The organism is Oceanobacillus rekensis, assembly GCF_002153375.1.
In the GTDB taxonomy this organism is placed as follows: Bacteria; Bacillota; Bacilli; order Bacillales; family Amphibacillaceae; genus Oceanobacillus; species Oceanobacillus rekensis.
This window is the reverse complement of sequence record NZ_MTBQ01000003.1, coordinates 66,297-90,872: the sequence shown is the minus strand read 5'-3', so window position 1 is coordinate 90,872 and position 24,576 is coordinate 66,297. Positions and strand designations below refer to the sequence as shown.

Sequence of the window (24,576 nt, the reverse complement as noted above, 5' to 3'; positions counted from 1 at the left end):
AAATGAAAGATAAAAATATAGATAAACAGAAAAAAATGAACCCTATTCTATGGTTTGTGTTTGCAATCGTTTTTCCTCTAATCATCATCATTACTCTTGTAATCGTAGTGATGGGTGTAGCCGGTATAAATGTGACGGATTGGGCAAAAGAAAAAGGAAATCAGATTCCGATTATTTCAGAAATCGTGACGACAGAAGAGGAAAAGGAAACGGAACATAAGGAACGGCAAGCACAAGCAAATAATGAAGATAAAGATAATGAAATAATTGAATTGAATCGGAATATTAGCGATCTCGAGGAAACGATTAATCTGCTGGAACAAGAGATTGTAAAGCTTGAAAACAATCAGGCAGAAACCGATGATACAGAAGAATCTCCGACCGAGCAAGATACAGAAAATCAAGGAATTGATATGATTGCAAGTTCTTATGAAGAGATGAAAAGCGACCAAGCTGCAGCAATCCTTCAAAATTTGGAAAGTGATACAGCGGTATTGATCCTACAAGAAGTATCTGATGAAGTGCGTGGTGAAATTCTTGAAGCAATGGATCCGGAAATTGCTGCTGAATTTACTCAAGCCCTTATTTCAAACGAAGACTAACTTTTTTATTTGAAAGGAGGTGAAAAATTGAACAGTCTCGGGATGATCATACAGCAAGTACAGTCTGGTAAAGCTTCTAGTGATAAATCTACAGCCATAATGGGTGATTCAGCCGAACAATTTCAAAGTCTATTAAATCGAAGCAAAGTTGATTTCACGAAAGCAGACGTCGATATGGATTTGAATGTGATTGAAGATACTTCATTTGCTTTATTTAATATGGAAGATTTACCTATAGAAATGCAAGATTTGTTGAGTGATTATGGATTGACAGAAGAAAATATGTTAGTTGAATTGTACAATCAATTCCTACAAGGTGATGAGCAATCATTTACAACCTCAAGCAAAATGGATGCTATACCTGAGAAATTATGGGGATTTATGGATCAAATCATTGATGCAGTGGGTAAGCGTGAAACGAAGGATGAAAATTCTAACAATCATGCTGTTGACAAAAATTCAATAACTGCTAGATGGATGGAAAGCAATCCAAGATTGATGGGTTCAACACCAGTTTTTGCTGTAGAGAAAACAGATGAGTCTGTGCTGCAGACGCAATTTTTATCATTAGTGTCACAGGCACAAGAGGTTATTTCCAAATTAAACACAAAGGAAGATATGATCAAGTCAGCACCAAAAATATTGGAATTACTTCAGCAATGGCAAGCATTGACCAAAAGCTCAAACAATAAAAACGTTATTCAACAACAGCTATTTGCCATCAGTAATGAAAGTGCAGAACTTGGCATTTGGAAAAATGTTCTGGAAACCTTTCAAAAGAGAGAGCACTTTGCCGGTAAGCAACAATATAATACGCATTCATTGGTTACAGTTAGTGATATATCCAAATGGATTGGCAATGCAATTGAAGTTGAAAAGGCAAATCTTACGAATGGACAACTGCATACACAAGCTCCATTGTCGAAGCTCGAACAATACTCAATATACATTAATCAGTCGCAACGTACGCAAACAATGCCTGCAGATCAGCAATTGATGGAACAGTTTCAAAAGACCATCAATGCAAGTAAATTTTCAACATTGCCTAATGGTACGAATCAGTTATCCATTTCATTACGTCCGGACAATTTAGGAGAAATGATGGTTCGTTTTACACAAATAAATGGAGAAATGAGTGTTAAAATTCTTGTCACTTCAGCAGCTGCAAAAGAAATGCTCGAATCGAATATTCATCAACTGAAAAATATGTTTTCACCACATCAGGTGGTAATTGAGAAGCAAGAAGCAAGTATACAGTCTGCCAGTGCACAGAAGGAACGGGATAATGAACAGTTAAAAGACCAGCCCGGGCAACAATCCGAATCGGATCAATCAAATCAAAAAGAAAGCAATAGTAGTGAAAATAGCTTTGAACGTCAATTTGAGGAACTGCTAATGAATGAGAAAGTGTAGGTGGAGTCAATGACAACAATTGATCCGACGTTATATTTAAGTAATCAGCCGAAGACACGGGTACCAAGTGCTGAACTTGGTAAAGACGAATTTTTAAAAATATTGATGGTGCAATTGCAAAACCAGGATCCAACACAACCGATGGATGACACACAGTTTATTTCACAAATGGCCCAATTTTCTTCACTGGAACAGATGATGAATATGACGAAGTCGATTGATACTTTGGTACAAAGCCAACTCATTTCACCTGTGATCGAATATAGCCATATGATTGGTAAAGAAGTATCCTATCAGGCAATTGATCAGGAAACAGGTGTTGAAACAGGGAGCACTTCCAGCAAAGTAGTGGCAGTCAGTCAATATGAAGGATGGGCTGTACTTGAACTGGAAAACGGAGAAAAAATCTATGCAGATGCAGTTACGCAAGTAAAGGATTCTAACTTTGATGGAAGTCCAGACGAAAATGTAACTGAATAAGGGAGTGAATGGTAATGGATCATCGCATTCATCAAGTCCCACAGCATGCACTACAATACCCATCAGTTTCCAAGCCGAAGCAACATGTTACATCGTCTAATTTTAAAGATATATTAACGGAGCAGCAACAACCACCTAAAATAAGCAAACATGCTTCACAGCGTCTAACAGAACGAAATATCCATATCGATGAACAACAATGGCAGAAAATTGGTGAACAAATGCAGCAGGCAAAGAAAAAAGGGATTACCGATTCACTCGTTGTAACAACCAATGCAGCATTGCTCGTGAATGCGACGAATCATACGGTAGTAACTGCGATGGGCCGCGAGGAAGCGACAAACAGAATTTTCACAAATATTAACGGTACGATTTTAATCAATGACTAGGCTGGACCCTTATGGGAGGCCATACATGCTGTTGACTGACAGATACAGCTAAAAATAACCATTTTAAAGGGGATAATTAATATGTTACGTTCCATGTATGCAGGGATTTCCGGAATGAAAAACTTCCAGACAAAATTAGATGTTATCGGGAATAATATTGCCAATGTGAATACATCAGGTTACAAAAAGGCGACAGTAAACTTTCAGGATTTAATGAGTCAAACAACCACGGGAGCACAGGGTGCAACTGATACACGTGGTGGAATCAATGCATCTCAGGTTGGTTTAGGTTCAAAACTTGGAACAATCAGTAATATCCATACACAGGGGTTTCAACAAACTACAAACAACCCACTTGATTTAGCAATTGAAGGTGATGGTATGTTTGTGCTGCAGGAGACAGGTGGAACAACCTATTATACTAGAGCAGGTAATTTCTATTTGGATGATAATGGTGATGTAGTAAATTCAGATGGTCTATATTTACAAGGTTTAGGAGGGAATATCAATATTCCAGCAAATGCTCAGAGCTTCAGTATTCAAACAGACGGAATAGTAAACTATATTAATCCAGCCGGCGCAACAGAAGTAGCTGGACAAATTGGTCTTGCAAGTTTTTCCAATCCAGCAGGTTTACAAAAAGATGGAAGCAATTTATATTTAGATTCACCTAATGCTGGATTAGTAGAAGGGTTAGTTACTCCCGAAGCAAATGGAGCTGCGTCAATTATCAGTGGTTCTCTCGAAATGTCCAATGTCGACCTTGCTGAGGAATTCACAGAGATGATTACTGCGCAGCGTGCATTCCAGGCTAACACAAGAATTATCACGACATCTGATGAAATTCTTCAAGAGCTTGTTAACTTAAAACGATAATGGGGAGGTAGGGAGTATGGTATATAAACACAGCATACTCCCGCCAAATATATATGATTAATTTAAAAAGGCTGAATGGAGATCCCTTTATACTCAATGCCGTCCTAATTGAACAAGTACAATCCTTACCAGATACAACGATTTCACTGACGAACGGTAAAATAATAGTAGTGAAGGATGAGGCATCTGAGGTGACCCGTATGATAACGGATTACTATCAGCTAATCGGATTGCAACAAGTACATAGGAAAGCCGGTGAAGAAAATGAGTAGGTTAGTCAAAACAATGATTACATCATTAGTGATATTATTATTAGGTGCTGTCGCAGCTTTGGTTGTTGTTTTAAATGTTACCGGTCAAAGTGAAGAAGGCAATACACAAACGATTGATGACATTGTGGAGTATTCCTATGAATCACCTGAAATAACGACGGACTTGGAAGATGGAACCTTTGTTAGAATACAGTTTCAAATTGTCACAGATGGGAAAAAGGCAAAAGAGGAAATTGCTAAGCGTGATTTCCAACTGAAAAATATTTTGATTAAGGAATTGGCAACAAAATCAGAAGAAGATTTTAAATCAGGTCTAGCTGAATTGGAGCAGACAGTGATGACAAAGCTTAATGAATTAATGACTGAAGGAAAAATTACTGAAGTATATACAATAAATAAGATACTTCAATAAAATGTAGACTCCTACTAGGAGGTGAGTATGGTTAATGGATGAAGTTCTTTCACAAAATGAAATAGATGCCTTGTTATCTGCAATTTCTTCAGGGGAAATGGATGCTGAAGAATTAAAGAGAGAAGAGCAGGAGAAAAAAGTACGCGTATACGATTTTAAACGCGCATTACGATTCTCCAAAGATCAAATAAGAAGCATATCGAGAATCCATGAAAACTATGCCAGAATGCTGACAACATTTTTTTCATCCCAATTAAGAAGCTATGTAAATATTACGGTAACATCGGTTGATCAAGTGCCATATGAGGAATTTATCCGTTCCGTTCCAAGTATGACCGTATTAAATGTGTATAGTGTTGCACCACTGGATGGAAACCTGATCATGGAGGTCAACCCGAACATCGCTTATGCCCTGCTCGACAGGATATTAGGTGGTAAAGGAAATACGATAAATAAGATTGATGGTTTAACAGAGATAGAAAAGTTGCTATTAAGTCAAATCTTTGAAAAAGCAGTTGGAACATTACAGGAAGCTTGGAGTTCTGTTATTGAAATCGATCCAGTATTAGAAGAGTTTGAAGAAAATCCGCAATTTATGCAAAAGGTGGCACCTAATGAAACGGTAGTTGTTGTCTCACTTACAACGGCCATAGGTGAAACAACAGGTATGATTAATATTTGCATACCACATATCATTTTGGAACCTATCATTCCAAAGCTCTCTGCACATTATTGGATGCAATCAACGAAGAAGAACAGAGATGAAAAGGCATTTAATAAAATGTCAAAAAATCTAATACAAGCAGAAGTTGAATTGAAAACAATCCTTGGTGAAACAACCATTTCAATCAATGACTTTTTGAATTTTGCTAAAGATGATGTCATCGCTTTAGATCAGCAGATAGACATGCCACTTAAACTCTCAGTCAATAACGAACCAAAATTTAATGTACAGCCAGGAAAGTTTAAGAAAAAAATGTCTGTGCAAGTTTTAGAAGAAATAAATGGGGTGAACGAAAATGATGAATGACGGTATGCTTTCACAAGATGAAATAGATGCGCTTCTTAACATATCGGCGGATGATGGTGAAACATCAAAAACAACCGTAAAGAACTATCTCTCTGAAATAGAAATAGATGCCCTAGGTGAAATAGGCAATATTTCCTTTGGCAGTTCAGCAACAACCCTGTCGACACTATTAAATCAGAAAGTAGAGATTACTACTCCTGTTGTAGATGTTATTGAAAGAGATATGCTGAGTGATGGTATTACATTTGAACCAGTAAGTATTCAGGTCAATTACATAGAAGGCTTTACTGGGAAAAATGTATTTGTGATTAAAGCAGCTGATGCAGCGGTTATAGCCGATATCATGCTTGGTGGGGATGGAACAAACCCTGACAATGAATTGAACGACATTCATATAAGTGCTGTTCAGGAATCGATGAATCAAATGATGGGAGCTGCAGCGACAAGTATGTCTACCGTTTTCAATAAGCGGGTGGATATTTCTCCACCAACCATATTGGGTAGTGAAGATGGTGATGACACGGCAGCTGTTTTTGATGAAGGTGTATATGTGAAAGTATTCTTTAAACTGACAGTGGGCGATCTAATCGACTCCAATATGATGCAGCTGATTCCATTGCAATTCGCAAAAAGTCTAGTAGAACAGTTGCTTAATGATGATTCAGATGTAGAAGAAGCAGCGGCAACGCTAGAACTAGAGAAACCTGATGTAAGTCAAAATCATTCTAAAATGGTACAGGAGCCAACTATTGAGAGCGAACAGTCACAGAAAAAATTAAACAAAGAAAAGTCCGAGCCAAAATATTTAGGGAATGAGAGTGTCGCTAGTTCGGCACCAATCCATCAGGCAACCTTTTCCAATTTTGAGAAGGTAGAGTTGAATAGTAATGAACATCGAAACTTGGAGATGCTGCTTGATATACCTTTAAAAGTAACCGTGGAGCTTGGGCGAACCAAAAAATCAATTAAAGATATATTGGATTTGTCATCTGGTTCCATTATCGAGTTGGACAAACTTGCAGGGGAGCCGGTAGACATTCTAGTTAATGAGACGTTGGTTGCTGAAGGTGAAGTAGTTGTCATAGAGGAGAACTTTGGAGTGCGGGTAACAGATATTATTAGTCAATCTGACCGAATCATGAAACTTAAATAATCGATTATAGGGGGATTTACAGTGGCAAACAGAATCTTAATTGTAGATGATGCAGCATTCATGCGAATGATGATTAAGGATATATTAACCAAAAATGGATTTGAAGTTGTAGGTGAAGCACAAGATGGGGTTCAGGCAATCGAAAAATATAATGACTTGAAACCAGACTTGGTAACAATGGATATTACAATGCCAGAGATGGATGGAATTACTGCATTGAAAGAAATAAAGAAAGACAATCCAGATGCAAAAATCATTATGTGTTCTGCGATGGGGCAGCAGGCAATGGTTATTGATGCAATTCAAGCTGGGGCGAAAGACTTCATCGTAAAACCATTCCAGGGAGACAGAGTAATTGAAGCAATTCAAAAAGCTTTAAGTTAAGAAACGAGTGAGTAGTTTTGAACAGAACAATCCGATATGTCTTTTGTATATGTGTCTTCATGTTTACGATATTCTTCTATGAAAAGGTATCAGCAACACCAAATGTTGCTGATTGCATGGGGGGAGAAGTTGATTGCGGAGAACCGGCTAATCCAAAGAATGAAACGGAAGATAATAATAATGAGTTGCTTAACCGTACGGAAAGTAACGGTTCATTGGCATTCGAAATCGTAAAAATGTTCTTCGCTTTAATACTTGTTATTGCTCTTATTTACATTTTAATTAAGTTTTTAAGTAAAAGAAATAAACTTTTTAATCATGTTAAGGCATTGGACAATCTCGGCGGTATTTCAGTTGGGCAAAATAAGTCAATCCAAATTATCCGAATCGGTAGCCAGCTTTATTTAGTTGGTGTTGGAGAAAATGTAGAGTTGCTGCAAGAAATAACCGATGAAGAGGTTAAGAGAGATATTTTGCTGAGTTCTGAGCGTACAACTGATAATTTTCCTGGTGGAGCTTTACTTACTTCACTAATTCCAAATAAAAAAGACGCTAAACCTGATCCGTCAGAAAATAATTTCAAAGCGTTGTTTTCTAAAGAGCTGGAGAATCTGAAACAAAATAGAAATAAAATGATTAATAAACACAAGGAAGATCCTCATGAATGAATTTATCGATATATTTTCCAGTTCAGACCCGGCAAGTGTATCAACATCCGTTAAATTATTACTATTACTAACTATCTTTTCACTGGCTCCAGGGATACTGATCTTAATGACGAGTTTCGCACGTATCGTTATTGTTCTTTCATTTGTCAGGAGTGCTTTGGCTACCCAGCAGATGCCACCGAACCAGGTATTAATTGGTTTAGCATTGTTCTTAACATTTTTTATTATGGCACCTACATTTAGTGAGGTGTATGAACAAGGTTTACAACCACTTTTTGATGAAGAAATAACGTTAGATGAAGCATATGAAAACGCCAGTGCACCACTAAAGGATTTCATGGCACAGCATACAAGACAAAAGGATCTGGATCTGTTTCTGAATTATACACAGGCCGAGACGCCAGAAACTGTTCAGGATATCCCGCTGACAACGCTCGTACCAGCATTTGCTATCAGTGAGTTGAAAACAGCATTTCAAATGGGTTTCATGATTTTTATTCCGTTTTTAATTATTGATATGGCAGTAGCAAGTGTGCTTATGTCAATGGGGATGATGATGTTGCCACCTGTTATGATTTCACTACCATTTAAGATCCTGTTATTTGTATTGGTAGATGGGTGGTACTTAATTACACAATCACTACTAAGTGGTTTTTAGGTGCTACACGACATACGTGAAAGGAGCTTGTTCAAATGAGCAGTGAATTTGTATTAACATTGGCTGAACAAGGTATTTATACGATTTTACTTGTTACTGGTCCATTGCTTATACTGGCTCTTGCTGTAGGTCTTCTGGTGAGTATTTTTCAGGCAACTACACAAATTCAGGAGCAGACTTTAGCCTTTATTCCGAAAATAGTGGCGGTATTGGTTGGTCTTATTTTCTTTGGTCCTTGGATGCTCACAACAATGGTAGAGTTTACAGAAAATATATTACAAAATATTAATCAGTTTGTAGGGTAAAACATGCTTGATATAATTAATGTGAATAGTCTTCCAGTTTTTTTGCTTATTTTAGTTCGGGTATTGGCGTTTTTTGTTACCATGCCATTATTTTCTTATCGAACAATACCACTGCAGTTTAAAATTGGATTCAGTTTCTTTTTGGCGATGATTATGTTTTATACGGTCGATGCTTCTGCATTTATTCTTAATGAGATGTACATATTCTTAATCGTAAAAGAAGGTTTGATTGGATTACTGATTGGTCTGATTGCTTTTATTATTGTTTCGGCACTTCAGATTGCTGGCGGATTTATTGACTTCCAGATGGGTTTCGCCATTGCGAATGTGATGGATCCCCAAACAGGTGCACAAAGTCCGTTAACGGGACAATATTTTAATTTTATTGCCCTATTATTTCTGTTAGCAGTAGATGGTCACCATTTGATCATTGATGGAATCTTTAATAGCTATAATTTTATACCGCTTGATACCTTTATCCCATTTGGAAACAGCTCGATTGCTGAATTTATTATAACTACATTTAATACAATGTTTTTAATAGCCTTTCAGATTGCCATACCAATTGTTGGTTGCTTGTTTCTAGTAGATGTAGCATTGGGGATTATCGCTAGAACTGTACCACAAATGAATGTCTTCGTAGTCGGTTTGCCTCTGAAAATATTAGTCAGCTTTATTGCAATACTTGTATTTTTACCATTGTATATCACACTTGTACGTCGTCTTTTCAATACGATGTTTGATGTGATGCGTGGTCTTATGCAGCTATTTGGAGGTGCGTGATATGCACTTGAAATTGGATTTGCAATTCTTTGCAGGTGAAAAAACCGAAAAAGCAACTCCAAAGAAGCGTAATGACGAACGGAAAAAGGGGAAAGTTGCGAAAAGTCAGGATATTAATACTTCCATTTTATTGCTATTTTGTTTAGGTTCCTTATTTCTATTTGGTGGATTTATGTTGGAACAAATGACTGGATTTTATGAGCAATCCTTTACCGAATTTATTCACTGGGAGCTCACCGAAATATCTGTTCAACAGATTTTCACTAGTTCAGTTATGAAAGCGGCAAAAATGCTTGCACCAGTTATGGTGATAGCAATGATTGCTGGCATTACTTCAAATTTAATGCAAGTAGGCTTCTTATTTACTACAGAGCCTTTAAAGTTTGATTTAAAAAAGATAGATCCCATTCAAGGTGCAAAAAGGATATTCTCCATACGGGCAGTTGTTGAACTTTTGAAATCGCTGCTTAAAATAGTGTTCATTGGTGCTATTACATTTATGGTTATTTGGATATATAAAGACGATATGCTCATGACAGCCTTTACGAATGCAGAGAATTCTCTAGCCTTTTTCGGAAGGGTTACCTTTATCATGGGAATAGCAGCAATCATTGCCTTAATGTTCCTTTCTGTTTTTGATTATGCCTACCAACGATTTGATTTCGAAAAAAATATGAAAATGACAAAACAAGATATTAAAGATGAATACAAAAATGTTGAGGGTGACCCTTTAATTAAATCGAAAATTAAAGAAAAGCAAAGACAGATGGCGACAAGAAGAATGATGAGTGAAGTACCGAATGCTGATGTTGTTATAACAAATCCTACACATTATGCTGTTGCTATAAAGTATGATGAAGAAAAAGCAAGTGCACCATATGTTTTAGCAAAAGGAACAGACCAAACAGCATTGAAAATTAAGGAGATTGCAAAAGCGAATAATGTGGTAACGATGGAAAACAGAGTCTTGGCCAGAGGGCTGTATCATACCGCAGAAATTGGTGATGTAATTCCAGAAGAGTTTTTTAAAGCAGTAGCTGAGGTTCTTGCCTATGTATATCGATTAGAGAAAAAGGTTTGAGTAATTAGTGTGTGTTCGAAAAGGAGGATAAAAAGGACCGAGAAGTTCTTTTACCGGACTTTTTGAACATCTTCAATAAGGAGAGACATCCATGAAAGCGCGGGATTTATCAGTACTTTTAGCAGTAATACTAGTCATCATTATGTTAGTCATCCCGCTACCGGGTTGGCTGTTAAGTTTCTTAATTTTAATTAATATTATATTAGCACTCATTGTTATATTAGTGTCCATGAACACGACAGAACCACTGCAGTTTTCTGTTTTTCCTACATTAATTTTATTATTGACATTGTTTCGACTGGCACTGAATGTTTCAACTACAAGATCAATCCTTTCCGAAGCAGATGCTGGTGGCGTTGTTGATACATTCGGTTCTTTTGTAATCGGGGGAAATCCTCTTGTCGGGTTTGTGGTCTTTATTATTCTAGTCCTTATAAACTTTCTCGTTATTACAAAGGGATCTGAACGTGTGTCAGAAGTTGCTGCACGATTTTCTCTTGATGCAATGCCAGGAAAGCAAATGAGTGTTGATGCCGATTTAAATGCGGGATTAATTTCAGAAAAGCAGGCAAAAGAAAGAAGAGAAAAAGTCGAAAGAGAAGCAGACTTTCACGGATCGATGGATGGCGCCAGTAAGTTCGTAAAAGGGGATGCGATTGCAGGTATTATTATTGTACTGATCAATATTGTTTTTGGACTTATTATTGGTATGGTCCAAATGGGTATGTCATTTGGGGAAGCTATTGATACCTTTATGAGACTTACGGTAGGGGATGGGCTTGTAAGTCAGATTCCTGCGCTTTTAATCTCTGTTGCTACCGGTATTGTGGTGACAAGATCAGCCGGATCTGGTAATTTAAGTTCGGAAGTTACCGAACAGCTTTTACAGTTTCCAAAGCTACTTTATATTGCTGCAGGGACAATATTTTTGCTTGGTCTTACACCAATCAACTTTTTTCTAACAACTCTACTTGCTTCTTTTTTGGCTTTAAGTGCCTATTTTATTCAGAGACAATCCAAAGAACCGGAAATTCCAGATATTGAAGAAGAAGATCAAACAGAAACTGCAGCAATGAAGTCTCCAGAAAATGTTGTTAGTCTTTTAAATATGGATCCGATTGAATTTGAATTTGGTTATGCACTTATACCGCTAGCTGACACTAGCCAGGGTGGGGATTTATTGGATCGGATTATCATGATTAGAAGACAGTTAGCGATTGAACTAGGCATCGTTATTCCTGTAGTCAGAATACGAGACAATATCCAACTAAACCCAAACGAATATCGGTTAAAAATTAAAGGGGAAGAAGTTGCATCAGGAGAACTAATGCTAGATCATTACTTAGCAATGGCACCGGATTTCAGTGACGACGAAATCGAAGGCATCGATACAAAAGAACCGGCTTTCGGTCTGCCAGCAAAATGGATAGTTGAAGAAAATAAAGATGAGGCCGAACTATCTGGTTATACGGTAGTTGATCCTCCATCCGTTGTATCCACACATATTACGGAAATCATTAAAAAGCGTGCACATACATTGTTGGGCAGACAGGAAACGAAAGAACTAATTGACCATCTGAAAGAAAGTTATCCTATATTGGTGGATGAAGTAACGCCAGAACCATTGGCTATAGGAGATATTCAGAAGGTACTTGCTAAACTACTTAGGGAGGGGATATCAATCAGAAATCTTCCTGTCATTTTCGAAACGCTAGCAGACTTTTCAAAAATGACGAATGATACGGAGTTGCTTGGGGAATATGTCAGGCAAGCTTTGTCATCTCAAATAACCAAACAATATGCAAATCATGATATGTCACTTAAAGTTATCACAGTTTCGGGGAAAGTTGAAAAACTAATAGCCGAAAATATCCAGCAAACGGAACATGGCAATTATCTTTCCCTTGATCCTGAATCACAGCAGGGAATTATCAAATCAATTCATACGGAAGCAGAAAAGCTCGCACTTCAAGAGGAATCAACCATTGTTCTTTGTTCACCAGCTATTCGAATGTACTTAAGGCAATTGCTTGATCGCTTTCTGCCGCAAGTGGTTGTATTGTCCTATAATGAACTGGAACCAAATGTACAGGTACAAAGTGTAGGGGTGGTGAATGTAGCTTGAAAATAAAAAAATATGTGGCATCAACCATGCCGGAAGCAATGAACCAAATTCGCAAAGAACTCGGATCTGATGCAATTATTCTCCATTCAAAGGAAATTTTGCAAGGTGGTTTTCTTGGCTTTTTCAAAAAGAAAAATATAGAAGTTGTTGCTGGACTAGACCCACAACCGTTAACGGAAAAAAAGAATTCAAAGCCTTATAGTGTATTAGAGGGACAAACGAATCAGCGAACACAGATGAATCACGAAAACCAGGAAGTACTTCTGGAGATTAAAAAATTAAAGAAGATGGTAGAGGTTCAAAAAAGGCAGGATGACCGAATATTTCCTCCAGATTTTCAGTTTGCCTATGAGCATTTATTAAGCCAAGAAGTAGATTACGAGATTTCTGAAAATGTTATTCATACTGCCTTTGAGCAATTTGAACGTTCAGTAGAAGAACAGAGCCCCCAAACTATCATGAATGCTGTGAAGAAAACGATAGAAACTAAGTTAGCGTTGATTGAATCACATGGAATTATTTATGATAAAAAGGTAATTCAATTTGTTGGACCAACAGGTGTTGGCAAAACGACTACGATTGCAAAAATTGCAGCAAAAATGATCCTTGAAGAAAAGAAAAAAGTGGCTTTTATTACTGCGGATACATACCGAATTGGTGCAGTGGAGCAATTAAAAACCTATGCCCGGATATTGGATGTACCACTTGAAGTAGCCTATTCGATAGAAGATTACTATGTTGCAATTGAGAAATTCACTTCTTATGATGTCATTCTCATTGATACTGCAGGAAGAAATTATCGAGATAAGAAATATGTCCAAGAATTAAAAACGACTATTAATATGGATACGATGGATACATACCTCGTATTATCTTTGACAACAAAGCCAGTAGATAATACGGAAATCTTTAACCAGTTCAAGCATCTACCTATTCATCAAGTTATTTTCACGAAATTAGATGAGACAAGCCATTATGGGAGTATCTTAAATATATCGTTAGGAAACCAAGTTGGTATTGCCTGTATTACAAACGGCCAGGATGTACCTGAAGATGTAATAGAAGTGAACCTTGAAAATATTAGTAATCTATTAGTGGGTGAACATAGTGATATATGACCAGGCTGAGGGACTTAGACGCAAACTGGATAATAACAGGACACCTAACCAGGCGAAAACGATATCGGTTATAAGTGGAAAGGGTGGTGTCGGGAAGTCCAACTTTGTATTAAATTTTTCCTTACAGCTGATAAACACCCAAAAGAAAGTGTTGGTTATTGATCTCGATATGGGAATGGGAAATATTGATATCCTTATGGGGGTGCATGCCGAGAAGTCAATCATTAATTTATTTGAAGACCATTTATCGGTCCATGAAATTATTGAAACAGGACCAAATGGTTTGTCCTATATTGCAGCAGGTTCCGGATTGAATCATTTATTTAACATGCGCGAAACAGATAGGTCGTTTTTTTATGACCAATACAGGGAACTAGTTCAGATGTATGATTATATTATCTTTGATATGGGGGCAGGTGTGACGGAAGATGGATTGTTTTTCATACTAGCCTCAGATGAATGTATCGTTATAACCACACCAGAACCTACAGCCATTACAGATGCATATGGAATGATCAAACATGTGGTCAACATGCAGAGAAGCATGCCTATTTACGTTATTATGAACCGTTCACTTGGGTATCAGGAGGGGCAGAAGTCACTCCGACGTTTTAATGATGTTGTTTCTAAATTTCTACATGTTCAAAGTCGTTCAATGGGGATTATACCTGATGATAAAACAGTTACACAAGCTGTTATTAAACAAGTACCATATGTTTTATTCAATCATAGATCAAAAGCAGCAAAGGCAATCAAGGAAATTACAAACAATTATCTAAAAGATTCCAAGGAAATTCATGGACAGTCGTCCATTACATTTATAGAAAAATTAAAACGATTGATTGAGGGGTGAACGGGGTGAAGCCAATCCGAGTATTAGTTATCGATGATTCTGCTTTTATGAGAAAGACGATTACCGATATTCTGAATAATGATCCTCGGATGGAAGTAATATCCACTGCCCGAAATGGAGAAGAAGGAATTAAAAAGATTATCCAACTTTCACCGGACGTCGTTACATTGGATGTACATATGCCAATCATGGATGGAATGGATGTATTACGAGAAATTATGCAAAAACATCCTGTTCCGGTTGTCATGCTTTCCAGTATGAAGAAAGAAGGGAATACCAAAACAATTGAAGCAATATCGAATGGTGCGGTTGAATTTATTGCAAAACCAACGGGACCCATTTCACTGGATATCCAAACAATAGCGAATGAAATTAGGTTCAAGGTATATACGACCTCACAAGCAAAAACGAAAAAGAACTTAACAGGGAGCAGTCCAACTGATCAGAAATTAATTTTATTCGATGGGAAACGCTTTGACAAAACAATTGTCGCAATTGGTACCTCTACAGGTGGTCCAAGGGCACTCCAGCAGGTATTGACGAATTTACCGGTAACATTTATCGCCCCAATTTTAATCGTCCAACATATGCCATCCGGCTTTACGAAATCATTGGCAGAACGACTGAACAAACTTAGTTTAATCCATGTTAAAGAAGCTATACACGGTGAAATAATTAAACAAGGCACTGTATACATTGCGCCTGGGGATTATCATATGACAGTTAAAAGGATAGGAACAACACTTGCAATTCACTTATCGAAAGATGCCCCAATCAAAGGTCATCGACCGGCTGTTAATGTCTTATTTGATTCGATTGTGAAACTAAAACAAATGAATAAAATCGCTGTTGTTTTAACCGGTATGGGTAATGACGGTATGGACGGAGTTATAAACATAAAAAACAAAGATTCAAATTCGATTATTATTGCTGAGAATGAAGTTACTTCAATTGTATACGGGATGCCTAAATCTGCAGTTAAGACAGGTTTGGTAGACTACCATATACCTTTAAATGAAGTGTCAAGTCTACTTGTTAAGTTAACAAAAACTAGGCTGTAAGTGGTTGTTCAAAAAGTCCGGTAAAAATGACGTTTCGAGAAAGGGGAGCTTCGCCTAAATACCGACACGTCCTGTGTCGAACGTCGAAGACCACATCCTGTGGAAGCTCGTTAGCTTGCTTTTCCGCTACTCACGTATCAACAGCATACGTTCCGTTCCTTGGAAAAGAAAACCACTTTTCCTGCGTGCGATGCAATTTCGGAGAAGCTTTCCTTATTCTAAGCTACGCTGCCTCGAACTTCTCGGTCATTTTTATCCTCCTTTTTGAACATCGACTGTAAATATTTTATCATTGCGACAGATAATAATGGAGGGATTATTATGGATCACGGAACATCTTTAACTAGAAAAATGATTATATTCCAACTTGAGAACGAAGAGTACGGAATACCCGTAAATCTTATTGGATCCATTGAAAGATTAATGCCCATCACCCGGGTTCCACAAACCGCTCTATTTGTTAAGGGGGTTATTAATCTGCGTGGTGTGGTCATTCCAGTAATCGATTTAAGACTTCGATTTAAGATGAAAGGTTCGATTAATGATGATGACAATAAACGGATCATCATTTCAATGGTCAAGGAGATGGAAGTAGGACTGATTGTTGACTCAGCAAATGATGTAATCGATATCCCCCAAGACCAAATTGAACCTGCTCCAGAGGTAATTGGCACAGTTGATGCAAACTATATTGAAGGTGTCGCTAAGGTAGATAATCGTTTATTAATTCTACTTGATTTGCCAAAAGTTCTTGCTTTAGACGAGATGGACGAAATAACATCAATGGAAGTGTAGCTGATGGACTCTTTAGAGCTAACAAGTGATCAAAAAGATGTACTGAGAGAAATCGGTAACATTGGAGCGGGGAATGCAGCAACAGCTCTTTCAAAGCTATTGAATCAAAAAATAGAAATGAAAGTACCTTCTGTAAGTATTGTTAATTATGATGAGCTGGTGGAAGTAATTGGGAGACCCGAAGAGACAATTGTCGGATTAATGTTTCGAATCCAAGGGGAAGCACCTGGAACCGCCTGCTTTTTATTAAAAGTGGAAGAAGCGGAGTATCTTGTCAGAAAAATCACCAATGATCCAGACTTCTCCTTGTTTGATAATAATAAGGAGAATGAAATCGCAATCTCTGCATTGCATGAAATTGGGAATATTGTAACAGGAACCTATTTAACTGCATTATCTGATTTCACCAAAATAAATATGCAACCTTCTGTACCGTATTTGGGTATAGATATGGTGGGAGCTATTTTAATAGCTGGTTTAATGGAATTATCACAAGTAACGGACGATGCAATTATTATTGATACAGAAATAAATCAAAATGATGGATCAAACGAGGGTATGAAAGGGAATTTTCTTTTATTGCCGGATCCAGAATCATTGATTAAAATATTTACTGCACTGGGAATCAAGTATTATGAATGAGACAAGCAAAGTTATTAAAGTGGGTATTGCCGATTTAAATATAGTAAGTGCACCAAATACGATTCGAACTTCAGGACTTGGTTCATGTGTCGGGGTAGTGATTTATGATTCATCTAAGAAAATAGCTGGTTTATCTCACGTTCTGCTTCCAGATTCACATACCACTAAGCAGGTAAACCTTAATAGATTTAAATATGCAGACACATCTATACCGTATCTCGTTCATCTGCTTATTGAGAACGGCGCAAGAAAATATGCTTTAAAGGCAAAGATGGCTGGAGGAGCACAGATGTTTCAACTCTCGCAAGCTTCAGATGTTATGCGTATTGGCCCAAGGAACATAGAAGCAGTCGAACAAAAACTGCAAGAACTTCAAATTCCTATAATGGCATCAGATGTAGGTGGGAATGTCGGTAGAACGATTGAATTTAATCCAGAAGATTGTAAATTAAGTATCCGAAAAATAAATCAAGGTGTGTTTTTTATCTAATCCAATTATATTATTACAAATGGAAGGGGAGTACAACTAAATGAATTCAAAATATTCTCCTCTTGAACAGAAACTTTGGGATGATTGGATAATAAAAAAGAGTGGGGAAGCTGCCAATGAACTTATTTCCAATTATATGTACTTAGTTAATTACCATACTGAGCGGATATCAAGTCATCTTCCAAGTAATGTTAGTAAGGATGATATTAAAAGCTTCGGTCTCTTGGGACTTTATGATGCACTAAAGAAATTTGATATTAGTCGGGATTTGAAATTTGATACATATGCTTCCTTTCGTGTCAAAGGATCAATCATTGATGGACTACGAAAAGAAGATTGGCTTCCAAGATCAATTAGAGAAAAAACGAAAAAGATCGAACACGCTGAAGAAAATTTCGAACAAATGCATCAAAGGACGGCATCTGCTACTGAAATTGCTACAATAACAGGAATGACAGCAGAGGAAGTAGAAACAACAATAAAGGATTCCCTTTTCGGGAATATTCTCTCTATCGAGGAAAAACCACAGGGGAACTTAGGTGAAATGAGAGAAGGGATTGGTTATTCCATTCCTGATGATTCAGTAATCTCGCCAGATAGGAACTTACTAAAGAATGAAATAAAAGAAGAGCTTATGGAAGGTATCAAATCCTTGAATGAAAAAGAACAACTTGTCATCAGTCTATTTTATAATGAAGAACTAACGTTTACGGAAATAGGACAAGTTATTGAATTAACCACTTCAAGAATTTCACAAATACACAAAAAAGCTATTTTTAAGTTAAGAAAAACATTAAACAAAATGCATGCTTTATAGTGCTGTTCAAAAAAGGTATAAAAAGGACCGGTCGGCTAGGGTGACATCCTTTGCTATGGTTACTCGGAGCAAATAGATATTGCTGTAACGCCGACACTAGCATGTCCTTACTAAGTTTATCGAAGTTAACGGATATAAGCATTGTTGAAGGAGAATTATGATGGTGACGTTCCTATTAATAATTAGTTTTTTATTGCAGTTGGCTGCCCTTGGAGCAATCTATAAGCTGTTTCAACAGATTCAAACTATAAAATCTCAAGATTTACAAGAAATAGAAGGTTTATTCGAAGTCTATTTACAGGAAATTAAAACTGAAAATAGTCGCCTACAAGCACATTTACAAACAGAGAAGAAGAGCAAACATGAAACAATCTCAAGTAACAAGCCAACAACAGATAAAAAAACACAAAGAACGGAATGGATGGAAGAAGAATTGGAACAAGGTATGGAACAGCATATTTCCACTAGTTACGAAGACACGCTTGAAGCCTCTTTGGAATCAAAAGTACTTCAAATGCATGGTAAAGGCATGGCTATCGGTGACATTGCCAGGAAATTAGAGTGTGGAAAAACAGAAATAGAAATTATTCTTAAATTACACAAAAAAAATGTTTAAAAGCTTGATTACAAGGAAACTGTATGTTATATTAACTTTTGGTGTAAATAATCTGTTTATCTTTAAAGATGGAACAAGTTAATAAAAATACACACGTTCGGTAATTTGTATATTTGGTGCTGTCTGTATGGACTAGTCTGTATACAAAAATGATCTGAACGGAGGAAAAAAACCATTAGGAGGAATTATTTATGGCAGCTATATCTATGAAACAATTGCTAGAAGCTGGTGTACATTTCGGACATCAGACTCGCCGTTGGAACCCTAAGATGAAAAAATACATCTTCACGGAACGTAACGGAATTTATATCATTGACCTGCAAAAAACGGTTAAGAAGGTTGATGAAGCATACAACTATGTAAAAGAAATCGCATCAAATGGCGGTACTATTCTTTTCGTAGGTACTAAAAAGCAAGCACAAGACTCTGTACGTGACGAAGCAACACGTTCTGGTATGTACTATGTTAACCAGCGTTGGTTGGGTGGTACACTTACTAACTTCCAAACAATTCGTAAACGTATCAGCCGATTGAAATCAATTGAAAAAATGGAAGAAGACGGTACTTTTGACGTGCTTCCTAAAAAAGAAGTTGTTAATTTATTAAAAGAAAAAGATCGTTTAGTTAAATTCCTTGGTGGAATTAAAGAAATGACTAAAATCCCTGATGCTTTATTTGTTGTCGATCCTCGTAAAGAGCGTATTGCAATAGCTGAAGCACACAAATTAAATATTCCTATCATCGGAATTGTAGATACAAACTGTGATCCTGATGAAATAGATTATGTTATCCCTGCAAATGATGATGCTATTCGTGCAGTTAAACTTTTGACTTCAAAAATGGCGGACGCTATTTTAGAAGTGAAACAGGGAGAAGAAACAGAAGAAGTTGAAGTTAAAGCAGAAGAAGCTAAAGCTCAAACAGAAGAAGCTACAGAAGAAACTGCTACAAGTTCAACTCAAGAATAAATTAGAAAAGGTGGGGTGATAAGAGGATATGAACCTTTTATCACCTTTTTTACACGGATAGGGAAGTAAACTTTTTACCTGAAATTAGTATAAGTGCAACTGAAACTGGGCGATAAGCCTTAGTTTTCTAAAAAATATATTGCGTAACTATTCAAAGGAGGATTTCTCATGGCTATTACTGCTCAAATGGTTAAAGAATTACGTGAAAAAACTGGTGCTGGAATGATGGATTGTAAGAAAGCACTTCAAGAAACAGATGGCAATATTGATAAAGCAATTGACTATCTTCGTGAAAAAGGTATGGCAAAGGCTGCTAAAAAAGCAGACCGCATAGCTGCTGAAGGTTTAACACATATTGAAGTGGAAGGTAACAAAGCTGCAATTATCGAAGTGAACTGTGAAACTGACTTCGTTACAAAAAATGACCAATTTAAAACACTATTGTCTGACTTAGGCAAACATGTTGTTAGCCAACAACCAGCTACTGTTGAAGAGGCTTTACAACAAAAATTGAATGGTGAAGGTGAAACTGTTGAAGCAGTTATTAATGCAGCAGTTTCGACTATCGGAGAAAAAATCTCACTTCGTCGTTTTGTAGCAATGGAAAAAACTGACAATGATTCATTCGGTGCGTACTTGCATATGGGTGGACGCATTGGTGTGCTATCTTTACTTGAGGGGACAACAGAGGAACAAGTTGGAAAAGATGTATCTATGCATGTTGCGGCTGTAAATCCTCGTTATGTATCTCGTGATGCAGTTTCTGAAGAAGAAGTGAATCACGAACGTGAAGTATTAAAAACACAAGCGCTAAACGAAGGAAAACCAGAGAAAATTGTTGAAAAAATGGTTGAAGGCCGTTTAGGTAAATTCTTTGAAGAGATTGTTCTTTTGGAACAAAGCTTTGTGAAAGATCCAGATCAAAAGGTTAAAAAATATGTAGCTGATAAAGGCGCTTCTGTTAAAGCATTCGTTCGCTTTGAAGTAGGCGAAGGTATGGAAAAACGTGAAGAAAACTTTGCGGAAGAAGTTATGAGTCAAATTAAAAAATAAGGTATTCAATCTAAAAAGGGAACAGTAACCTGTTCCCTATTTTATAATTTTATGAATTACTCTCTGTATTCTATAAATCATAATAAAATATTAAATTTCTATGGAGGTTATTATGACAACAGCACGGTACCGTAGAATTGTGTTAAAATTAAGTGGAGAAGCTTTAAGTGGTGATCAAGGTTATGGGATTGATCCAAAAGTGATTCACTCCATCGCTGAACAAGTAAAAGAGGTAGCAGAACTTGGTGTTGAGATAGCTATCGTTGTAGGCGGAGGAAATATATGGCGCGGCAAAGTTGGAAGTGAAATGGGAATGGACCGGGCATCAGCAGACTATATGGGTATGCTCGCTACAATCATGAATTCACTTGCCCTGCAGGATGGTCTGGAAACAATTGGTATACAAACTAGAGTACAGACATCAATTGAGATGCGCCAGGTAGCTGAGCCATACATAAGGAGAAAAGCAATTCGTCATTTAGAAAAGAAGCGTGTTGTCATTTTTGCGGCTGGTACAGGGAATCCTTATTTTTCAACGGATACAACAGCGGCATTAAGAGCTGCGGAAATTGAAGCGGAAGTTATTCTAATGGCTAAAAATAATGTGGATGGTGTATATACAGACGATCCAAAAACTAACCAAGATGCCAAGAAGTATGAGAGCCTGACTTATATGGAAATGCTAAATGAAGGTCTTGGTGTTATGGATTCAACAGCATCCTCATTATGTATGGATAATAATATTCCATTAATTGTATTTTCTATTACTGAAGAAGGCAATATTAAAAGAGTTGTCGAAGGTGAAACAATCGGCACAACAATAAGGGGGAAATAATTATGTCGGAAGCAATTATGAAGCAAATGCAGGAAAAAATGGAACAAGCAGTACAGGCTTTTTCAAAAAACTTAGCATCTGTAAGAGCCGGCAAGGCAAATCCGAGTCTTTTGGATAATATCTATGTTGATTATTATGGTGCATCAACTCCATTAAATCAGTTGGCCAATGTAGGTGCCCCGGAAGCAAGATTACTTACTATTACACCATATGATAAAACAGCTGTTTCTGATATTGAGCGAGCTATCCAAATCGCTAATTTGGGCTTATCACCGTCGAATGATGGTAATATGATTCGAATTAATATACCTCCACTAACTGAAGAAAGACGTAAGGATCTTGTTAAAGTTGTAGGTAAGTATGCAGAGGAGTCAAGAATCCAAATTCGTAATATTCGTCGTGATACCAATGATAATTTGAAAAAAATGGAGAAAAACGGTGATATTACAGAAGATGATTTGCGTGCTTTTCAAGATGATGTACAAAAATCAACCAATGATCATATTACAAAACTTGAAGAAGTAGCCAAAAACAAAGAAAAAGAAATATTAGAAGTATAACTGATAAAAATTATATTTTTACCTTACTTTAACATTAAATGTATTAATAATTCATATATTGCAGAGTAAGATGCAAAAGCCCTCTTATTAAAGGGGGCTTTTGTATTCAACAGTAAAAGTCGTTATAATGGAAAAGGATAATAGGAACACTAAATAGATTCATCCTGTTTTTAGGATAAGCTATCATTCCTTTACAAACATAGAAACAAGTTTAGAGGATTGAAGGTAACAACATTTCGGGGGACAGACTATGTCAAGGAAAATTCCTTTTTTTACTACTAAAAAAAATAAAGAAATCGATGTGGAACGGGTAGACAATGTGCCAAATCATGTTGCTATTATTATGGATGGAAACGGGCGTTGGGCACAAAAACGTGGTTTACCACGTATAGCAGGACATAAAGAAGGTGTGTCTGCTGTAAATAAAATCGTCAAAGCTGCGGTAAAAGCTGATGTTAAGATTCTTACTCTTTATACCTTTTCCACTGAAAATTGGAAAAGACCTAAGTCTGAAATCGACTTTATTTTAAGGTTACCAAAAGAATTCTTACACATTTATTTGCCGGGTTTGATTTCCAATAATGTTAGAATAAATACAATTGGTGATTTTGATGCGCTTCCAGATCATACAAAAGAAGCAGTTCAGTATGCAGTTGATAAAACAAAAAGTAATGACGGTCTTCTATTGAATTTTGCTTTAAATTACGGCAGTAGACTTGAAATTATTCACGCTGTAAAGAAAATTATTCATGATATTGATGAGTCAAAACTGTCAATTGACTCATTAGACGATAAACAGTTTTCCCAATATCTTTTTACAACTGATTTATCTGACCCTGATCTGCTTATCCGAACCGGTGGTGAAAAGCGTCTGAGTAACTTTATGCTCTGGCAGTTGGCCTATACTGAATTTTGTTTTTCTGATGTATTATGGCCTGATTTTAATGAAAGTAACTTTTTAAATGCACTTGAAGATTATAAACAGCGGAAAAGAAGGTATGGAGGTATTTAAGGTGATGGATGGCATATGAAACAAAGAACAATAACAGCGATACTTGCAATAATTGTCCTCCTCCCTTTTGTCATAATCGGGGGACTTCCGTTTACCTTCCTAGTTTATCTAATTGCTACGGTAGGACTTATGGAACTAATTAAAATGAAGGATTTAGGGAAATATGCAATACCGAATATTTTGGTTGTTATACTATTATGGATGATTCTCATCCCAAGTTCGTCTTCGCTACTGTCTACTGGTTGGTTTAGTAAATTTGAGCTGGTGGCACTCATAATTCTTCTCCTATTGTCATATACAGTATTGGTCAAGAATAAATTTACTTTTGACCATGTTGGGTTTATTCTTTTGTCAGCATTCTATGTTGGTCTTGGTTTTTTTTACTTGATTGAGACCCGCCAAGGAAGTAATGCATTAAGTAATATTCTTTATGCCTTTTTCATTATCTGGGCAACAGATACTGGTGCATATCTTTTTGGACGTGCATTCGGTAAACGAAAATTATGGCCTGTCATCAGTCCTAATAAAACGGTTGAAGGTGCTATAGGTGGAATTTTGCTTGCATGTATAGTTGCCGTTGTTTTCCATATGGTAAATCCATTTCCACACCCAATCATAATTGTAATTGCTGTTACGGTTATTGCATCAATTTTTGGGCAAATTGGTGATCTTGTTGAATCTGCTTTCAAGCGTTATTATGGTGTAAAGGATTCCGGTAATATATTGCCTGGTCATGGTGGAATACTGGACAGGTTTGACAGTTTATTATTCGTTCTTCCTTTACTCCACTTTATCCATTTTATATAAAATGGAATGCTTAGATAGCGTGGCAAAAGATACATCGAGGTTTTCAGTTGGCGATTGTAAAACCTCTACTAAAGACTGCCCCCGCCTTGGGACTGCGGTTACTCGTCCGACTTTAAAATATTTGTGGAATATGTAGAAGTCAACTTAACACGCACTCGTCCGCTCCTCACGTTTTAATTGCATGCGTATTGCTGCTGGGAGCTAAGTGTCTTGTCCATTTTATCCGCTTTTTGAACAATCTCTAAAATATTCATTTTATCATTGCGATAAAACACTTGAACATTCTCTTATAAGCAGGTTAAACTTATTTCAAGATGG

Annotated in this window: 30 protein-coding genes; all 30 read left to right on the top strand. The window is 36.8% G+C overall.

From position 1 onward, the window contains the following. Positions 1–2 precede the first annotated feature (2 nt). The 30 genes from BV906_RS07825 to BV906_RS07680 all read left to right on the top strand — a co-directional run bounded on the left by BV906_RS07825 (position 3) and on the right by BV906_RS07680 (position 24,258). The gene (locus tag BV906_RS07825; RefSeq protein WP_087972906.1) at positions 3–602 is read left to right on the top strand and encodes a MotE family protein; all 600 of its coding nucleotides are present in this window, start codon (positions 3–5) and stop codon (positions 600–602) included. Positions 603–629: 27 nt separating this feature from the next. Beyond that, complete coding sequence (locus BV906_RS07820) at positions 630–2,015, top strand: flagellar hook-length control protein FliK (RefSeq protein ID WP_087972905.1); 1,386 nt, start codon at positions 630–632, stop codon at positions 2,013–2,015. Between the two features lie 9 nt (positions 2,016–2,024). Next, positions 2,025–2,495 (top strand): flagellar hook assembly protein FlgD, encoded by a 471-nt coding sequence (gene flgD, locus BV906_RS07815; RefSeq protein ID WP_087972904.1) that lies wholly within the window; start codon positions 2,025–2,027, stop codon positions 2,493–2,495. Positions 2,496–2,509: 14 nt separating this feature from the next. Continuing rightward, entirely contained in the window at positions 2,510–2,884 is a 375-nt protein-coding gene (locus BV906_RS07810; protein WP_087972903.1) for a TIGR02530 family flagellar biosynthesis protein, read from the top strand. Positions 2,885–2,965: 81 nt separating this feature from the next. After that, positions 2,966–3,760: a flagellar basal body rod protein FlgG gene (flgG, locus tag BV906_RS07805; protein ID WP_087972902.1), complete on the top strand. Its 795-nt coding sequence runs from the start codon at positions 2,966–2,968 to the stop codon at positions 3,758–3,760. Positions 3,761–3,813: 53 nt separating this feature from the next. After that, complete coding sequence (locus BV906_RS07800; protein WP_087972901.1) at positions 3,814–4,032, top strand: flagellar FlbD family protein; 219 nt, start codon at positions 3,814–3,816, stop codon at positions 4,030–4,032. Continuing rightward, positions 4,025–4,444 (top strand): flagellar basal body-associated protein FliL, encoded by a 420-nt coding sequence (fliL, locus tag BV906_RS07795; RefSeq protein WP_087972900.1) that lies wholly within the window; start codon positions 4,025–4,027, stop codon positions 4,442–4,444. The genes BV906_RS07800 and fliL overlap by 8 nt, the downstream gene beginning before the upstream one ends. Before the next feature lie 34 nt (positions 4,445–4,478). After that, positions 4,479–5,474, top strand: a complete 996-nt coding sequence (fliM, locus tag BV906_RS07790; RefSeq protein ID WP_087972899.1) for a flagellar motor switch protein FliM — start codon at positions 4,479–4,481, stop codon at positions 5,472–5,474. Continuing rightward, a complete protein-coding gene (gene fliY, locus BV906_RS07785) occupies positions 5,464–6,627 on the top strand; it encodes a flagellar motor switch phosphatase FliY (protein ID WP_087972898.1) in 1,164 nt (387 codons plus the stop codon). The genes fliM and fliY overlap by 11 nt, the downstream gene beginning before the upstream one ends. Positions 6,628–6,648: 21 nt before the next feature. Continuing rightward, on the top strand, positions 6,649–7,011 hold the full coding sequence (locus BV906_RS07780; RefSeq protein ID WP_087972897.1) for a response regulator: 363 nt from the start codon (positions 6,649–6,651) through the stop codon (positions 7,009–7,011). A gap of 116 nt (positions 7,012–7,127) precedes the next feature. Beyond that, positions 7,128–7,679, top strand: coding sequence for a flagellar biosynthetic protein FliO (locus BV906_RS07775; protein ID WP_245844007.1), 552 nt, complete (start codon positions 7,128–7,130; stop codon positions 7,677–7,679). Next, entirely contained in the window at positions 7,672–8,337 is a 666-nt protein-coding gene (gene fliP, locus BV906_RS07770; protein ID WP_087972895.1) for a flagellar type III secretion system pore protein FliP, read from the top strand. The genes BV906_RS07775 and fliP overlap by 8 nt, the downstream gene beginning before the upstream one ends. 35 nt (positions 8,338–8,372) lie before the next feature. Further along, a complete protein-coding gene (gene fliQ, locus BV906_RS07765; protein WP_087972894.1) occupies positions 8,373–8,642 on the top strand; it encodes a flagellar biosynthesis protein FliQ in 270 nt (89 codons plus the stop codon). 3 nt (positions 8,643–8,645) lie between these two features. After that, complete coding sequence (fliR, locus tag BV906_RS07760; RefSeq protein ID WP_087972893.1) at positions 8,646–9,425, top strand: flagellar biosynthetic protein FliR; 780 nt, start codon at positions 8,646–8,648, stop codon at positions 9,423–9,425. A 1-nt stretch (position 9,426) separates the two neighbouring features. Then, a complete protein-coding gene (gene flhB / locus BV906_RS07755; protein ID WP_087972892.1) occupies positions 9,427–10,506 on the top strand; it encodes a flagellar biosynthesis protein FlhB in 1,080 nt (359 codons plus the stop codon). Positions 10,507–10,597: 91 nt separating this feature from the next. Next, the gene (gene flhA, locus BV906_RS07750) at positions 10,598–12,631 is read left to right on the top strand and encodes a flagellar biosynthesis protein FlhA (RefSeq protein WP_087972891.1); all 2,034 of its coding nucleotides are present in this window, start codon (positions 10,598–10,600) and stop codon (positions 12,629–12,631) included. Beyond that, complete coding sequence (flhF, locus tag BV906_RS07745) at positions 12,628–13,749, top strand: flagellar biosynthesis GTPase FlhF (protein ID WP_087972890.1); 1,122 nt, start codon at positions 12,628–12,630, stop codon at positions 13,747–13,749. Before flhA ends, flhF begins: the two co-directional genes overlap by 4 nt. Continuing rightward, positions 13,730–14,602: a MinD/ParA family protein gene (locus BV906_RS07740; protein ID WP_245844005.1), complete on the top strand. Its 873-nt coding sequence runs from the start codon at positions 13,730–13,732 to the stop codon at positions 14,600–14,602. Before flhF ends, BV906_RS07740 begins: the two co-directional genes overlap by 20 nt. A gap of 5 nt (positions 14,603–14,607) precedes the next feature. Beyond that, positions 14,608–15,663: a protein-glutamate methylesterase/protein-glutamine glutaminase gene (locus BV906_RS07735; protein WP_087972888.1), complete on the top strand. Its 1,056-nt coding sequence runs from the start codon at positions 14,608–14,610 to the stop codon at positions 15,661–15,663. 321 nt (positions 15,664–15,984) lie between these two features. After that, positions 15,985–16,458 carry a chemotaxis protein CheW gene (locus BV906_RS07730; protein WP_087972887.1) on the top strand — a complete coding sequence of 158 codons (474 nt, stop codon included), beginning with the start codon at positions 15,985–15,987 and terminating at the stop codon, positions 16,456–16,458. A 3-nt stretch (positions 16,459–16,461) separates the two neighbouring features. Continuing rightward, positions 16,462–17,100 (top strand): chemotaxis protein CheC, encoded by a 639-nt coding sequence (locus BV906_RS07725; protein ID WP_087972886.1) that lies wholly within the window; start codon positions 16,462–16,464, stop codon positions 17,098–17,100. After that, the gene (locus tag BV906_RS07720) at positions 17,093–17,590 is read left to right on the top strand and encodes a chemotaxis protein CheD (protein WP_087972885.1); all 498 of its coding nucleotides are present in this window, start codon (positions 17,093–17,095) and stop codon (positions 17,588–17,590) included. Before BV906_RS07725 ends, BV906_RS07720 begins: the two co-directional genes overlap by 8 nt. Positions 17,591–17,630: 40 nt before the next feature. After that, positions 17,631–18,407, top strand: a complete 777-nt coding sequence (locus BV906_RS07715) for a FliA/WhiG family RNA polymerase sigma factor (protein WP_087972884.1) — start codon at positions 17,631–17,633, stop codon at positions 18,405–18,407. 160 nt (positions 18,408–18,567) lie between these two features. Then, a complete protein-coding gene (locus BV906_RS07710) occupies positions 18,568–19,023 on the top strand; it encodes a DUF6115 domain-containing protein (protein WP_087972883.1) in 456 nt (151 codons plus the stop codon). Between the two features lie 191 nt (positions 19,024–19,214). Next, positions 19,215–19,991, top strand: a complete 777-nt coding sequence (gene rpsB, locus BV906_RS07705) for a 30S ribosomal protein S2 (RefSeq protein WP_087972882.1) — start codon at positions 19,215–19,217, stop codon at positions 19,989–19,991. Between the two features lie 168 nt (positions 19,992–20,159). Beyond that, a complete protein-coding gene (tsf, locus tag BV906_RS07700; RefSeq protein WP_087972881.1) occupies positions 20,160–21,044 on the top strand; it encodes a translation elongation factor Ts in 885 nt (294 codons plus the stop codon). Between the two features lie 112 nt (positions 21,045–21,156). Next, complete coding sequence (gene pyrH, locus BV906_RS07695; protein WP_087972880.1) at positions 21,157–21,879, top strand: UMP kinase; 723 nt, start codon at positions 21,157–21,159, stop codon at positions 21,877–21,879. A gap of 2 nt (positions 21,880–21,881) precedes the next feature. Continuing rightward, positions 21,882–22,439: a ribosome recycling factor gene (gene frr, locus BV906_RS07690; RefSeq protein ID WP_087972879.1), complete on the top strand. Its 558-nt coding sequence runs from the start codon at positions 21,882–21,884 to the stop codon at positions 22,437–22,439. A 250-nt stretch (positions 22,440–22,689) separates the two neighbouring features. Next, positions 22,690–23,451 (top strand): undecaprenyl pyrophosphate synthase, encoded by a 762-nt coding sequence (locus tag BV906_RS07685; RefSeq protein ID WP_087972878.1) that lies wholly within the window; start codon positions 22,690–22,692, stop codon positions 23,449–23,451. A 15-nt stretch (positions 23,452–23,466) separates the two neighbouring features. Further along, positions 23,467–24,258, top strand: a complete 792-nt coding sequence (locus tag BV906_RS07680) for a phosphatidate cytidylyltransferase (protein ID WP_087972877.1) — start codon at positions 23,467–23,469, stop codon at positions 24,256–24,258. Positions 24,259–24,576 lie beyond the last annotated feature (318 nt).